This window comes from Ramlibacter sp. 2FC (assembly GCF_005503345.1).
Taxonomy (GTDB): Bacteria; Pseudomonadota; Gammaproteobacteria; order Burkholderiales; family Burkholderiaceae_C; genus SCMQ01.
Window position 1 is genome coordinate 1 of the sequence record NZ_SCMM01000054.1, and the last position, 14,413, is coordinate 14,413.

12 protein-coding genes are annotated in these 14,413 nt (G+C 67.8%); 4 read left to right on the forward strand and 8 right to left on the reverse strand.

Features of this window, described 5'->3' with window-relative positions; translation table 11 throughout:
- Nucleotides 1-325 precede the first annotated feature (325 nt).
- Complete coding sequence (locus tag FFS10_RS18920) at nt 326-1,540, forward strand: M20 aminoacylase family protein (RefSeq protein ID WP_137896065.1); 1,215 nt, start codon at nt 326-328, stop codon at nt 1,538-1,540.
- Nucleotides 1,541-1,564: 24 nt separating this feature from the next.
- Nucleotides 1,565-3,142 (forward strand): ABC transporter substrate-binding protein, encoded by a 1,578-nt coding sequence (locus FFS10_RS18925; protein WP_137896067.1) that lies wholly within the window; start codon nt 1,565-1,567, stop codon nt 3,140-3,142.
- Between the two features lie 32 nt (nt 3,143-3,174).
- Here the strand turns inward: FFS10_RS18925 and FFS10_RS18930 are convergent, their stop codons facing one another.
- Nucleotides 3,175-4,020 (reverse strand): MurR/RpiR family transcriptional regulator, encoded by an 846-nt coding sequence (locus FFS10_RS18930; RefSeq protein ID WP_137896069.1) that lies wholly within the window; start codon nt 4,018-4,020, stop codon nt 3,175-3,177.
- Between the two features lie 53 nt (nt 4,021-4,073).
- Nucleotides 4,074-5,537: a glucose-6-phosphate dehydrogenase gene (gene zwf / locus FFS10_RS18935; RefSeq protein ID WP_137896071.1), complete on the reverse strand. Its 1,464-nt coding sequence runs from the start codon at nt 5,535-5,537 to the stop codon at nt 4,074-4,076.
- A gap of 65 nt (nt 5,538-5,602) precedes the next feature.
- Here zwf and tal point away from each other — a divergent pair, with 65 nt between their 5' ends.
- Together tal and pgi are read left to right on the forward strand one after the other, a co-directional pair.
- Nucleotides 5,603-6,550, forward strand: coding sequence for a transaldolase (gene tal / locus FFS10_RS18940; protein WP_137896073.1), 948 nt, complete (start codon nt 5,603-5,605; stop codon nt 6,548-6,550).
- A gap of 19 nt (nt 6,551-6,569) precedes the next feature.
- Complete coding sequence (gene pgi, locus FFS10_RS18945; protein ID WP_137896107.1) at nt 6,570-8,126, forward strand: glucose-6-phosphate isomerase; 1,557 nt, start codon at nt 6,570-6,572, stop codon at nt 8,124-8,126.
- Between the two features lie 188 nt (nt 8,127-8,314).
- Here pgi and groL read toward each other — a convergent pair whose 3' ends face one another.
- The 6 genes from groL to FFS10_RS18975 all read right to left on the reverse strand — a co-directional run bounded on the left by groL (nt 8,315) and on the right by FFS10_RS18975 (nt 14,304).
- The gene (groL, locus tag FFS10_RS18950; RefSeq protein WP_137896075.1) at nt 8,315-9,964 is read right to left on the reverse strand and encodes a chaperonin GroEL; all 1,650 of its coding nucleotides are present in this window, start codon (nt 9,962-9,964) and stop codon (nt 8,315-8,317) included.
- Between the two features lie 173 nt (nt 9,965-10,137).
- On the reverse strand, nt 10,138-10,428 hold the full coding sequence (groES, locus tag FFS10_RS18955; RefSeq protein WP_137896077.1) for a co-chaperone GroES: 291 nt from the start codon (nt 10,426-10,428) through the stop codon (nt 10,138-10,140).
- 185 nt (nt 10,429-10,613) lie between these two features.
- A complete protein-coding gene (locus FFS10_RS18960) occupies nt 10,614-11,183 on the reverse strand; it encodes an RBBP9/YdeN family alpha/beta hydrolase (RefSeq protein ID WP_212744149.1) in 570 nt (189 codons plus the stop codon).
- 166 nt (nt 11,184-11,349) lie between these two features.
- A complete protein-coding gene (locus tag FFS10_RS18965; protein WP_137896081.1) occupies nt 11,350-12,408 on the reverse strand; it encodes a beta-keto acid cleavage family enzyme in 1,059 nt (352 codons plus the stop codon).
- 40 nt (nt 12,409-12,448) lie between these two features.
- Nucleotides 12,449-13,297, reverse strand: coding sequence for a TauD/TfdA dioxygenase family protein (locus FFS10_RS18970; RefSeq protein ID WP_137896109.1), 849 nt, complete (start codon nt 13,295-13,297; stop codon nt 12,449-12,451).
- 26 nt (nt 13,298-13,323) lie between these two features.
- Complete coding sequence (locus FFS10_RS18975; protein ID WP_137896083.1) at nt 13,324-14,304, reverse strand: quinone oxidoreductase family protein; 981 nt, start codon at nt 14,302-14,304, stop codon at nt 13,324-13,326.
- Nucleotides 14,305-14,413: the final 109 nt, after the last annotated feature.

The window sequence follows — 14,413 nt, forward strand, 5'->3', positions numbered from 1 at the left end:
CGCTGGTGTCCATCCACCAGCACCTCCAGTGTTCCGCTTGAACCGCCGTATGCGGAACCGCACGTACGGTGGTGTGAGAGGGCTGAGGGGGTAACCCCTCACCCTACTCAATTGCGCGGGTGCTTCCTGCCTTGTCGCAGCTCGCCACGCCTTCAAGGAAACCCTTGTGCGCCCGCGCGCAGGCTCTGCTAGCATGAATTCGTCGCTGCACCGCGCCGATTCATGCCTGCCTTCAGACTGCGCTGCCCGTTGCCGGCCGTGATCGCCTGGGTCACGGTCGAGCCCAAGACTTGCCCGCGCGTGCGCCGGGTGGAGGGCGATTGAGATGTCGGCGCCGCGCCTGCGGGTCCACGGACGTGCCTTCGCGCAGATCGCGCAGCTGCATCCCGAGCTGACGGCCTTGCGGCGCGAACTGCATGCCCATCCCGAGCTCGGCTTCGAGGAGGTCTACACCGCGAACCGCGTAGCCCAGGCGCTCAAGCTCTGCGGCGTGGACGAGGTGCACACCGGCATCGCCAGCACCGGGGTGGTGGGCGTGATCCACGGCCGCAGCCGCTCCAGCGGCGCCATGCTGGGCTTGCGCGCCGACATGGATGCCCTGCCCCTGACCGAGCACAACGACTTCGCCTGGAGGTCGGCCAGGCCGGGGCACATGCATGCCTGCGGCCACGACGGCCACACGGCCATGCTGGTGGGCGCGGCGCGCTACCTGGCGGCCACGCGCGACTTCGACGGCACGGCGGTGCTGATTTTTCAGCCCGGCGAGGAAGGCTTCGGCGGCGCGCGCCGCATGATCGAGGAGGGCCTGTTCGAGCGCTTCCCGGTGCAGTCGGTCTACGCCATGCACAACTGGCCGGCCCTGCTGCCGGGTCAGGTCGGCGTCAACGCGGGCCCGATGATGGCGGCGTCCGACCGCGTCACGATAGAGATCACGGGGCGCGGCGGCCATGGCGCCCATCCTTACCAGACCGTGGACCCGGTGCTGGTCGCGGGCCATGTCATCACGGCGGTGCAGAGCATCGTCGCGCGCAATGTGCGGCCCATGGACAGCGCCGTGATCAGCCTGTGCGCCATGCAGGCGGGCGACATGGGCGCCATGAGCGTGATTCCCGGCAAGGCCACCCTGGTCGGGACGGTGCGCAGCTTCAGCGCCGAGGTGCGCGACCTGGTCGAGCAGCGCCTGCACGACCTGTGCGGCGCCGTGGCGCTGGGTTTCGGCGCCGCGGCCACGGTGAACTACGAGCGCATGTACCCCGCCACCATCAATCCCGAACCCGAGGCGCGTTTTGCGGCCGAAGTGGCCCAGGCCCTGGTCGGGGAGGAGCATGTGCTGCACGAGCTCGAGCCCAGCATGGGCGCGGAGGACTTTTCCTTCATGCTGCAGGTCAAGCCCGGCGCCTACCTGCGCATCGGCCAGGGTGGCGAAGGCAGCTGCGTGCTGCACAACAGCCGCTACGACTTCAACGACGAGATCCTGCCGCTGGGCGCCGCCCTGCATGCCAGCCTGGTCGAGGCGGCCATGCCGCTGCAGCAGCCCTGAGCGGCGGCGATCGATGGGCGCGCCATGAACCTCCTGTCCGCCGCGTTCCGGGCCCTGATGTGCGGCATCCTGGCCGCTGCCGGCCTCGCGGCGGCCAACACCGTGCGCATTGCCAACCAGGGCGACGCGCTCTCCATGGACCCGCATTCGCTCAACGAGTCGCTGCAGCTGAGCCTGACCGGCAATGTCTACGAGCCGCTGCTGGGGCGCAACAAGGACCTCAGCCTCATGCCGGCGCTGGCCACCGCCTGGCGCCAGACCTCGCCCCTGGTCTGGCGCTTCGAGCTGCGCCAGGGCGTGAGCTTTCACGATGGCACGCCCTTCGGTGCCGACGACGTGGTGTTCTCGTTCCAGCGCGCGGCCGGCGAGGGCTCCGACATGCGAAGCCACCTCAACGAGATCAGGGAGGTGCGCAAGCTTGGCGACTTCGCGGTGGAGATCGAGACCCGGCTGCCCAACCCCATCCTGCCCGAGCTGCTCTCGCAGCTCTACATCATGAGCCGCAAGTGGTGCGAGACCAACCAGGCGCTCAGGCCGGTGGACCGGCGCCAGGGCATAGAGAACGCGGCCTCGTTCCGCGCCAATGGCACGGGGCCGTTCCGACTGCGCGAGCGTCTGCCCGAGGCGAAGACCGTGTTCGTGCGCCACGCCGCCTATTGGGGGGAGATCGAGGGCAACGCGGCCGAGATCGTCTTCCTGCCGATCCGCGACGACGCGGCGCGCGTGGCGGCCCTGCTGTCGGGCGAGGTCGAGGTGATGGAGCCGGTGCCGGTGCAAGACATCGCCCGTGTCAATGCCTCGGCCGCGGCGCGCGTGGTCACCGGGCCCGAGCTGCGCACCCTGTTCCTGGGCATGGACCAGTGGCGTGACGAGCTGCTGTACGCCAGCGTCAAGGGCCGCAACCCGTTCAAGGACCGGCGCGTGCGCCAGGCCTTCTACCAGGCGATCGACATCGAGGCCATACGCCGGGCCGTGATGCGCGGCGCGGCCACGCCGACGGCGCTGATGGTGGGCCCGGGCATCAACGGCTTCCCTAGCGCGCTCAACAAGCGCCTGCCGCACGACCTCGCGGCGGCGCGCAAGCTGATGGCCCAGGCGGGCTACGGCCAGGGCTTCGAGCTGGACCTGGACTGCCCGAACGACCGCTACGTCAACGACGCGCGCATCTGCCAGGCCGTGGCCAGCCAGCTCGCCCGCATCAACGTGCGCATCCGCCTGCAGGTCCAGCCCAAGAGCGGCTATTTCCCCAAGCTGCTGCGCCGCGACACCAGCTTCTACCTGCTCGGTTGGGCGCCCGGCACCTACGATGCGCACAACGCGCTGAATGCCCTGATGGCCTGCCCGGACGAGCAGGGCGCGGGCCAGTACAACCTGGGTGGCTACTGCAACCCGCGCGTCGACGAACTGATGCACCGCATCCAGTCCGAGCCCGACCGGTCCCGCCGCAACGCCCTGATCCGCGAGGCCTTCGAGCTGCACGCCGCGGATATAGGCCACCTGCCGCTGCACCAGCAGGCCCTGGCCTGGGGCGTGAGCCGGCGCGTGTCCCTGGTGCAGCTGGCGGACAACGCCATGCCCTTCAGGTACATCGCCATCAAGTAGCGGCGGCAGCGCGCCGCTGCTCAGCAGCCTGCTCAGGTATAGCGCTTGTTGCGCAGGTTGTTCTTCATCTCGCGCAATATCGGCTGCAGCTGGCCGCCGATGCGCAGCGCCACGCAGGTGGCCAGCACGTCGACGATCATCAGGTGCAGGAGGCGCGAGACCATGGGGCTGTAGCGGTCGTAGCCCTCGGGGTGGTCGGCCGCCAGGTGGATGTGGCCGGCGCTGGCCAGCGGCGAGCCCGAGGCGGTGATGACGATGGTCGTGGCGCCGTTCTTGCGCGCGATGTCGCAGGCGTCCATCAGGTCGCGCGTGCGGCCCGAGTTGGAGATCACCACCACGCAGTCGCCGGGCCCCAGCATGGAGGCGCTCATCACCTGCATGTGGCCGTCGCTGTAGGCGATGGCGTTGACGCCGAGCCGGAAGAACTTGTGCTGCGCGTCCTGCGCCACGATGCCCGAGTTGCCGACGCCGTAGAACTCGATGCGGCGCCCGGTCTTGTGCGTGGCTGCCAGCGCCTCGGCAGCCTTCTCGAGCGCGTAGCTGCTGGCGTCGTTGCGGTACTTGAGGAAGGCCGCCACCGTGTTGTCGATCACCTTGACCAGCACATCGCTGGTCTTGTCGTCGGCGTCCACGCTGCGGTGGATGAAGGGCACGCCCTCGCTAACGCTGCCGGCCAGCTTGAGCTTGAAGTCGGACAGGCCGTCGTAGCCCATGCTGCGGCAAAAGCGCACCACGGTGGGCTTGCTCACATGGGCCATGTCGGCCAGCTCGGTGACCGGCAGCTTGGCAAAGGCGCGCGGGTCGGCCAGCACGAGCTTGCCCACGCGCTGCTCGGCAGGCGCCAGCGAGGGCAGGGAAGCCCTGATTCGGTCCAGCATGGTGCTCACTCGGATCCTTCCGTTATTCGTTATGGTGTGTCTGGGCGCGAAGCTTACGCCTCCTCGCTCCAGCAGAAGCCGTCGCGCGCGATCATCGCGCTGGCCGCGCTCGGGCCCCAGGTGCCGGTGGCGTAGGGGCGCGGTCCCTCGGTGTCGCGGGCCCAGTGATCGAGGATGGGCTCGACCCAGCGCCAGGCCTCTTCCTGCTCGTCGCTGCGCACGAACAGGTTGAGCCGGTCGTCCAGCACGTCGAGCAGCAGGCGCTCGTAGGCGCCCACGCGCTCGGTGCCGAAGCGCTTGTCGAAGTCGAGGTCCAGGTGGGCGGGGCTCAGCATCTGCGCCGTGCCGCGCGCCTGGCGCTGGTGCTGGCCTTCGGCGAACAGGTGCAGCTCCAATCCGTCCTTGGGCTGCAGGTGGATCGCGAGCTGGTTGGCGGCGCCGCGCGGGGTCTGGAAGATGGCGTGCGGGGTGGGGCGGAAGTTGACCACGATATGGGCCTCGCGCGCGGCCAGGCGCTTGCCGGTGCGGATGTAGAAGGGCACGCCGGCCCAGCGCCAGTTGGCGATCTCGGTGCGCAGCGCGACGAAGGTCTCGGTGCGGCTGGTCGGGCTCACGCCCTTTTCCTCGCGGTAGGCCGGCATGCTGCGGCCGTTCACCCCGCCCGCCGCGTACTGCCCGCGCACCACATGTTGCGACAAGGTCTCGGGCGTCCAGGCTTTCAGCGAGCGCAGCACCTTGAGCTTCTCGTCGCGGATGGCGTCGGCATGGGCGTTGATCGGCGGCTCCATGCCGATCGCGCACAGCAGCTGCAGCGCGTGGTTCTGCACCATGTCGCGCAGCGCGCCGGTGCTTTCGTAGAAGGCGCCGCGCTTTTCCACGCCAAGCTCCTCGGCGATCGTGATCTGGATGTTGGCGATGGTCTCGCGCCGCCACAGTGGCTCGAACAGCGCGTTGCCGAAGCGCAGCGCGAACAGGTTCTGCACCGCCGGCTTGCCCAGGTAGTGGTCGATGCGGAACACCTGCCGCTCCTCGAACACCTGGCGCACGCTGGCGTTGATGGCGCGGTTGGAGGCCAGGTCGTGGCCCAGCGGCTTTTCCAGCACGATGCGGGTCTGCGGCGTGTTCAGGCCGGCCGCGGCGAGCTCCTCGCAGACCGTGGTGAACAGCGCGGGCGCGGTGGCCAGGTACATCACCACGGTCTCGGCGTTGCGTTCGCGCAGCCGCTCGGCCAGGCGGCCGTAGTCGGCCGGGTTGGACAGGTCCACGCGCACATAGTGCAGCAGCTCGGCGAAGCGCGCGAACTCCTCGGCGCTGGGGCGCTTGGCGCCCTCCACCTCGGCGAAGCGCGACTGGATCAGCGCGCGGTACTGGGCGTCGCTAAGGTCGTCGCGCGCCACGCCGATGATGCGCCCGCCCTCGGGCAGCGAGCCGTGGCGGAAGGCCTGGAACAGGGCGGGCATGAGTTTGCGCCACACCAGATCGCCGGTGCCGCCGAAGAAAACGAGATCGAAAGACATGGTTGTTTGCCGGTTACATGAAAATTGAGCTTGGAATGTAACTTTGTTTCATCGATAATTCAAGCATGACCCAGCTCGACACCCTGAAAAAGTTCACCACCGTGGTCGCCGACACCGGTGATTTCCGGCAATTGGCCCAATTCCAGCCCCAGGACGCGACGACCAATCCCTCGCTGATCCTCAAGGCCGTGCAGAAGGCCGAGTACGCGCCGCTGCTGCGCGAGACCGTGGCGCGCTTTCGCGGCGAGCCGCTGCCGGAGGTGATGGACCGGCTGCTGGTGCGCTTTGGCTGCGAGATCCTGTCGCTGATCCCGGGCCGGGTGTCGACCGAGGTCGACGCGCGCCTGAGCTTCGACACCCAGGCCACGGTGACGCGGGCCGAGCGCCTGATCGAGATGTACCAGGCCGAGGGCGTGCACATCGACCGCGTGCTGATCAAGGTCGCCGCCTCCTGGGAGGGCATACAGGCGGCGGCCCAGCTCGAGCGCCGCGGCATCCACACCAACCTGACCCTGCTGTTCTCGTTCTGCCAGGCCGTGGCCTGCGGCCAGGCCAAGGTGCAGCTGATCTCGCCCTTCGTGGGGCGGATCTACGACTGGTACAAGAAGTCGGCCGGCGCGGCCTGGGACGAGGCGGCCCAGGCGGGCGCCAACGACCCAGGGGTGCAGTCGGTGCGCCAGATCTACAACCACTACAAGCATTTCGGCATCGCCACCGAGGTCATGGGCGCGAGCTTCCGCAACCTGGGCCAGATCCAGGCCCTGGCCGGCTGCGACCTGCTGACCATCAGCCCCGAGCTGCTGAGCGCATTGGCGGCCAGCGAGGCGCCGCTCACGCGCGCGCTCGACGCCGAGGCCGCTCGGGCCATGGACCTGCCGCCCGTGCAGTACGACGAGGCGGGCTTCCGCTTCGCGCTCAACGAGGATGCCATGGCGACCGAGAAGCTGGCCGAGGGCATACGCGCCTTCTGTGTCGACGCGGTCAAGCTCGAACAACTGCTGCTCGCGGCCTGAGGGGGACGCCATGGATGCCATGAACCGGCCGCGCTGCGACCAGACGCCCGCTTGGGCGCTGCTGCAGCAGCATTTCCAACAAGTGCGCGGCTTCGACCTGCGCGAGGCCTTCGCCGCCGACGCCCAGCGCTTCGAGCGCTTCAGCCAGAAGGCGCCTCATGTGTTCGCCGACCTGTCCAAGAACCGCATCGACGACCAGGCCGAGGCGCTGCTGCTGCAGCTGGCGCGCGAATGCGGCCTGGCCGAACACCGCGACGCCATGTTCGCGGGCGAGCCGATCAACGCCACCGAGGGCCGCGCCGTGCTGCACACGCTGCTGCGCGCGCCCGACGAGCTGCCGCCCGGCGCCCCGGCCGGGCTGGCGGCGCACCATGCCGAGATGCTCGCCACGCGAGAGGCCATGCTGGCCTATGCCGAGCAGGTGCGCGCCGACGCCGCCATCACCGACGTGGTCAACATCGGCATCGGCGGCTCCGACCTGGGGCCGAAGATGGCGGTGGCGGCCCTGGACGATTTCGTGGTGCCGGGCAAGCGCTTTCACTTCGTCTCCAACGTCGATGGCCACGAGCTGGCGGCCCTGCTGCCCCGGCTCAAGCCCGCCAGCACCCTGTTCCTGATTGCGTCCAAGACCTTCACCACGGCCGAGACCCTGACCAACGCGCGCTCGGCGCGGCGCTGGTTCGAGCAAGGCGGCGGGCGTGACGTGGCGCGGCATTTCGCCGCGCTGACCACCAACGTAGCGGCCGCGCGCGCCTTCGGCATCACCACCAGCTTCGGCTTCTGGGACTGGGTCGGTGGTCGCTACTCGCTGTGGTCGGCGATCGGCCTGCCGCTCGCGATCGCGATCGGCGCCCAGGGCTTCCGCGCGCTGCTGGCCGGCGCGCACGCGATGGACCGCCATTTTTGCGAGGCGCCGCTGGCAGCCAACCTGCCGGTGCGCCTGGGCCTGCTCGACCTCTGGTACCGCAACTTCCACGGCTTCACCAGCCGCAACATCGCGCCCTACCACAGCGCGCTGCGCTACGTGCCCGCCTACCTGCAGCAGCTCGAGATGGAGAGCAACGGCAAGCGCGTGGACCTGCGCGGCCAGGCCCTGCCTTTCGGCAGCTCGCCGGTGCTCTGGGGCGAGCCCGGCACCAACGGCCAGCACGCCTTCTTCCAGATGCTGCACCAGGGCACGGACGTGATTCCTCTGGAGTTCGTCGCCGTGCGCCAGGCCTCGCACGCGCTCGACGGCCACCACGCCCAGCTGCTGGCCAACGCGCTGGCCCAGGCCCAGGCCCTGATGCTGGGCAAGAGCGACGCGGGCGGCCACCGCCACTTCACCGGCAACCGGCCCAGCAGCTTCCTGCTGCTGGACCGGCTCACGCCCGAGAGCCTGGGTGCGCTGATCGCGCTGCAGGAGCACCGCGTGTTCGTCAGCGGCTCGCTCTGGGGCATCAACAGCTTCGACCAGTGGGGCGTGGAGCTCGGCAAGGTGCTGGCGCGCGACATCGAGCCACGCCTGGCCAGCGGCGACCTCGCGGGCCTGGACGGCTCCACCGCCGGCCTGCTGACCCGCCTGCGCGCTGCCTGAGCCTGCGCCAGGCCCAAACAAAAACCCCGCAGCGCTTGCGCGTTGCGGGGTTTTTTGTTTGCCGTCGAGTGCCTGTGACGACACTCGACGCCGCATGAGGCTCAGGCCTAGGCGCAAGGGCGCAGACAGTAGCAGCGCTACGACAAGCCCTTGCAACGACGGCCTGGAGCCTCAGGCAAGGAGCGACATTACATGCCCATGTCGCCCATGCCGCCCATGCCACCCATGCCGCCAGGCATGCCGCCAGCACCGGACTCTTCCTTCGGCGCCTCGGCCACCATGGCTTCGGTGGTCAGCATCAGCGAGGCCACGGAAGCGGCGTTCTGCAGCGCGGTACGGGTCACCTTGGTCGGGTCCAGGATGCCCATCTCGATCATGTCGCCGTAGGTGTCGTTGGCGGCGTTGAAGCCGTAGTTGCCCTTGCCGGCCAGCACGGCGTTGACCACCACGCTCGGCTCGCCGCCGGCGTTGTAGACGATCTCGCGCAGCGGGGCTTCGATGGCCTTGAGCACCAGCTTGATACCGGCGTCCTGGTCATGGTTGTCACCCTTGATGTCGCCAGCGGCCTGACGGGCGCGCAGCAGGGCCACGCCGCCACCGGCCACGATGCCCTCTTCCACCGCAGCGCGGGTGGCGTGCAGCGCGTCTTCCACGCGGGCCTTCTTTTCCTTCATCTCGACTTCGGTGGCGGCACCGACCTTGATCACGGCCACGCCGCCGGCCAGCTTGGCCACGCGCTCTTGCAGCTTCTCGCGGTCGTAGTCGCTGGTGGCTTCCTCGATCTGGACGCGGATCTGCTTGACGCGCGCCTCGATGTCAGCGGCAGCGCCGGCGCCGTCGATGATGATGGTGTTTTCCTTGCCCACTTCGATGCGCTTGGCCTGGCCCAGGTCGGCCAGGGTCACCTTCTCGAGCGTCAGGCCCACTTCCTCGGCGATGACCTTGCCGCCGGTCAGGATGGCGATGTCTTCCAGCATGGCCTTGCGGCGGTCGCCGAAGCCAGGCGCCTTGACGGCCACCACCTTCAGGATGCCGCGGATGGTGTTGACCACCAGGGTCGCCAGGGCTTCGCCCTCGACTTCCTCGGCGATGATCAGCAGCGGACGGCCGGCCTTGGCCACGGCTTCCAGCGTGGGCAGCAGGTCACGGATGTTGCTGATCTTTTTGTCGAACAGCAGCACGAAGGGGTTGTCCAGCAGCGCGGACTGCTTCTCGGGATTGTTGATGAAGTAGGGCGACAGGTAGCCGCGGTCGAACTGCATGCCTTCCACGACATCCAGCTCGTTGTTCAGGCTCTTGCCGTCTTCGACGGTGATCACGCCTTCCTTGCCGACCTTGTCCATCGCGTTGGCGATGATCTCGCCGATCGAGGTGTCGCTGTTGGCGGAGATGGAGCCGACCTGGGCGATTTCCTTGGAGGTGGTGGTGGGCTTGGAAGCCTGCTTGAGCTGCTCGATCAGGGCCGTCACGGCCTTGTCGATGCCGCGCTTGAGGTCCATCGGGTTCATGCCGGCGGCCACGTACTTCATGCCTTCGCGCACGATGGCCTGGGCCAGCACGGTGGCGGTGGTGGTGCCGTCGCCGGCGTTGTCAGAGGTTTTGGAAGCGACTTCCTTGACCATCTGGGCGCCCATGTTCTGCAGCTTGTCCTTGAGCTCGATCTCCTTGGCCACGGACACGCCGTCCTTGGTCACGGTGGGGGCGCCGAAGCTGCGCTCGAGCACCACGTTGCGGCCCTTGGGGCCCAGGGTGACCTTGACCGCGTTGGCCAGGATGTTCACGCCTTCGACCATGCGGTGACGGGCGTCGGAACCGAAAACTACGTCTTTTGCTGCCATGTTGAGAATCTCCGAAAGAATGGGTGCAGTTGGATAAGGAACTTGTCGAGAAAAGAATTGCGTAGCGAGCGGCTCACAGGCTAGGCGGACGGAGCGCAACCACCGGAACGTACTTCATGTACGTGAGGATGGTGAGCACCGCCCAACGACGCATGTGAGTCGCGCAGTAGCAATTACTTCTCGACGACCGCGAACAGGTCGTCTTCCTTCATGACCAGCAGTTCGTCGCCATCGACCTTGACGGTCTGGCCACTGTACTTGCCGAACAGGACGCGGTCGCCGACCTTCACGCTCATGGCGGACAGTTCGCCCTTGTCGTTCTTCTTGCCCGGGCCGACGGCCAGCACTTCACCCTGGTCGGGCTTTTCGGCGGCGTTGTCGGGGATCACGATGCCCGAAGCGGTTTTGGTTTCTTGTTCCAGGCGCTTGACGATCACGCGATCGGCGAGGGGGCGAAGTTTCATTGCATCTCCTTGGGTTTGAAACAACAGGTTGACATCAAAAAGCGCCGACTCCATGAGAAGTTAGCGCTGATTAACTTTGAAGCAGGGGTGTTAGCACTCCTGTCTTTCGAGTGCTAATGATAAAGGCTTTTGCGACGGTTTCAAGACGTCGATGCGCGAAGGGCTGGTGCCCGGTGGCTCCAGGTTCAGGCCCGGGCGAGTTTCTCGATGAGAGGGCCGGCCAGCGGCCACTCGCCATAACCCGAGGCAGGGTTCAGGTGGCCGACCTCGCCAAGGTCGAGCAGCTCGCTGCCCCAGTCCTGCGCCAGCGCCGACACGCGCACGAAGCTGCCCAGCGGGTCGTTGCGGCTGGCGGCGACCAGGCTGCGAAAGGGCAGGCGCTCGCGCGGCACGGGCAGCCAGCCGCTGGCGTCCAGCACCTGCAGCGTCGGGTAGCCTCCTGGCATGGGGCGGTCGAAGTCGGGCGGCGTGGCCAAAAGGGCGCCCCGCACCTTCGCGCCGTGGCTGGTCGCGCGCGCCCAGTGCGCCAGCATCACGCAGCCGCCGCTGTGCGCCACGATCAGCACCGGCCCCTCGATCTCGCTGATGGCGTGATCGATCGCCGCGACGCGGGCGCTGCAATCGAGCTCTTCGCGCCCCATGGGCGGGACCGCCCGGACATTCGGCAGGCGCGCCGCGAGCAGGGTCTGCCAGTGCTCGGCAACATGGTCGCGCAAGCCGGGAACGATCAGGACGGTGGGGTTGCGGGCGGTCATCGTGGACATCTCCAAGGGGGAGCAGCTGCACCGAGTGCCATGGCAGGCCCGCCGCCGCCTCGGGAGCCGTTGCCCAGCTGGGCCTTGCCGATCAGGCACCAGGGGCAGATCAGGTCCACACAGGCATGGCTCCGCAGCTTGCGCGCCATGGCTAGCGCGGGCTTTCTCAGGCGACCTTGCGCAGGAAGCCCTGCTGGCCGCCGTTGCGGTTGGGTGCGAAGCCGTTGGCCTGCAGGGTCTCCTCCACGGTGTCGTAGAAGACGCCGATCTTGCAGATCTCGCGCGCTTGGCTTGCCGTCGCGATCGGGCGGCCGAACTCGTGCGAGATGCGCACCAGCTGCTCGATCTGAGCCACCGTGCCCATCTTCTTCGTGCGCGACTGGTTCCACAGGTTGTCCTCGGTGCCGGTGCGCACGTGCAGGCCCATGGCGATGCCCATCATGTTGACCGGCAGCACGTTGAGCACCGAGCTTTCCACCGTCAGCACCGCGCCATCGGGCACGGCTCGCACGAAATTGGCCAGGTTGTAGATGTTGGGCGCGTCCATGCCGCCGCCGATGGCGACCCAGTTCAACACCAGCGGCCCCTTGTAGATGCCGCGCCGGATCAGCCGCTCTACGGACTCGAAGCTGTTGATGTTGTAGCACTGGAACTCGCTCTGGATGCCGGCGGCCGTCAGGCGGCGGATGTGCTCCTCGACCCAGCCGGGCTGGGCGGGCACGGTCATCTCCTTGTAGGCGTTGAAGACGGCCGGGTCTTCCATCGAGCTGCCCTGGATGTCCCGGTAGTCGAACTGCTCGAGGATGTTCATCTGCGAGGTGTTCACGGTCACCGTCACCTGGTCGGGCTTGGGGTCGAGCTCGGCCAGCATGTGGCGCGTGTCGTCGGAGAGCCACTTGGCGGCTGCGCCGTCGGTCTCCGGCGCGAAGCTGATGGAGCCGCCCACCTGGATGATCATCTCGGGCACGCGGGTGCGCACGCCGGCGATCAGCTCGTTGAACTTGGACAGGCGCTTGGAGCCCTTGCCATCCAGTTCGCGCACATGCAGGTGCAGCACCGTGGCGCCAGCGTTGTAGCAGTCCACCGCCTTCTGGATCTGCTCCTCCATCGTGACCGCAATGTCCTCGGGGAAGTCGGAAGGCATCCACGACGGCGCGTACGGGGCGGCCGTGATGATGAGCGGCTGTTGGTTTTCGGGGAACAGGTGTCCGTCGAGAAAGTTCATGCTGTGTCTCCTGGATGGGAAGGAAAAATGGGGATGGAGGTCAGAACACCTTGTCGCCGATGATGCCGGCGCGCTCCATCTTGCGATGGCAGGGCGGGTAGTCCATCACGGCGTAGTGCTGGGTGGCGCGGTTGTCCCAGATCGCCATGCTGTTCGGCTTCCAGCGCCAGCGCACCTGGTACTCGGGGATCATGGCCTGGTTGATCAGGTACTGCAGCAGCGCCGATCCACCCTGGGTGTAGTCCTGGCCGTAACGGACGTTTTCGGCCGTGTGGAAGTTGGTGAAATGGGTGGTGAAGGCGTTGACGAACAGGACCTTCTCGCCGGTCTCGGGGTGGGTGCGCACCACCGGGTGCTCGGCATCCGGGTACTGCGCCTTGAGCGCCAGGCGCTTTTCGATAGCCATGGCCGCGCCGAACGAGGCCTCTATGCTGTGCCGCGCGCGCAGGCCGGCGATCCGGGTCTTCACCTGCTCGGGCAGCTTTTCATAGGCCAGCGCCATGTTGGCCCACATGGTGTCGCCGCCGACCGGCGGGCATTCCACGCAGCGCAGCACGCAGCCCATGGGCGGCGCCTCGCGCCAGGTGGCGTCGCAGTGCCAGCTGTTCTCGTAGCGGTCGCCCGGCTGCTCGGGCGACTTGTAGATGCGCACCAGGCCCGGATGCTCGGGGTCGCTGCCGGCCACGGGGTGGTCCTCGAGCTCGCCGAAGCGGCGTGCGAAGGCCACATGCTCGGCGCGCGTGATGTCCTGGTCGCGCAGGAACAACACCTTGTGCTTGAGCAGCAAGGCCTTGATCTCGGCGAACAGGCCGTCGTCGCGCGCGGCGTCGGCCAGGTTCACGCCAACCAGCTCGGCGCCTATGGCGCAGGTCAGTGGTTCAACTCGCATCATGGATCTCCTGTGGGTTCTGGGCCTCAGATCACGAAGATGGACGAGCCCGTGGTCTTGCGCGACTCCAGGTCGCGATGGGCCTGCACCGCGTCCTGCAGCGCATAGTGCTGATTGATCTCTATCCTGATCCGGCCAGCCGCGATATGGCCGAAGATCTCGCCGGCCAGCTCGGCCTTCTCGGCCGGGTCGGCAATGTAGTCGGCCAGGGCCGGGCGCGTCAGGTAGAGCGAGCCCTTGCGCGCCAGGATCTGCGGGTCGAAGGGCGGGATGGTGCCGCTGGACGTGCCCACGCAGACCATGAGGCCGCGGCGCTTGAGCGAGTCCAGCGAGGCCATGAAGGTGGCCTTGCCCACGCTGTCGAACACCACGTCCGCGCCCACGCCGCCGGTCAGCTCGCGCACGCGCTTGGCCACGTCCTCGTGGCTGTAGTTGATGGTGTGGTCGCAGCCGTGGGCGCGCGCCAGCTCGGCCTTGGCCTCGGTGGAGACCGTGCCGATCACGGTCAGGCCCAGCAGCTTGGCCCACTGCGAGACGATCAGGCCCACGCCGCCGGCGGCCGCGTGCAGCAGCACCGTGTCACCGGCCTTGAACGGGTAGATGCGGCGCATCAGGTAGGCCGAGGTCAGGCCGCGCATGGTCATGGCCGCCGCGGTCTCGAAGGAAATCGCCTCGGGCAGCTTGATCAGCGGCGCCGCGTCGATCAGGCGGGAGGTGGCGTAGGCGCCCAGGGTGTTGATGAAGCCGGTGTAGCTCACGCGGTCGCCCACGGCGACATGGCTCACGCCCTCGCCGACCGCCTCGACCACCCCGGCCGCCTCGACACCCATGCCATTGGGCAGCGGAATCGGGTAGGTGCCGTTGCGGAAATAGGTATCGGCGTAGTTCAGGCCGACCGCGACATGGCGCAGCCGGACTTGGCCGGGGCCGGGCCGACCCACCTCGACGGCCTCGTAGCGCAGGACCTCGGGGCCCCCGGTTTCATGCAGGCGAATGGCATGTGCCATGTTGGTGTCTCCTTGTGTGCGTGTGGCCCAACTGTAGGAATTTCGCCTCCGCGCTGCTTTGCAAGTCACGCCACGGATTTCGCATTTCATGCCAGAATTCGCGATCAAG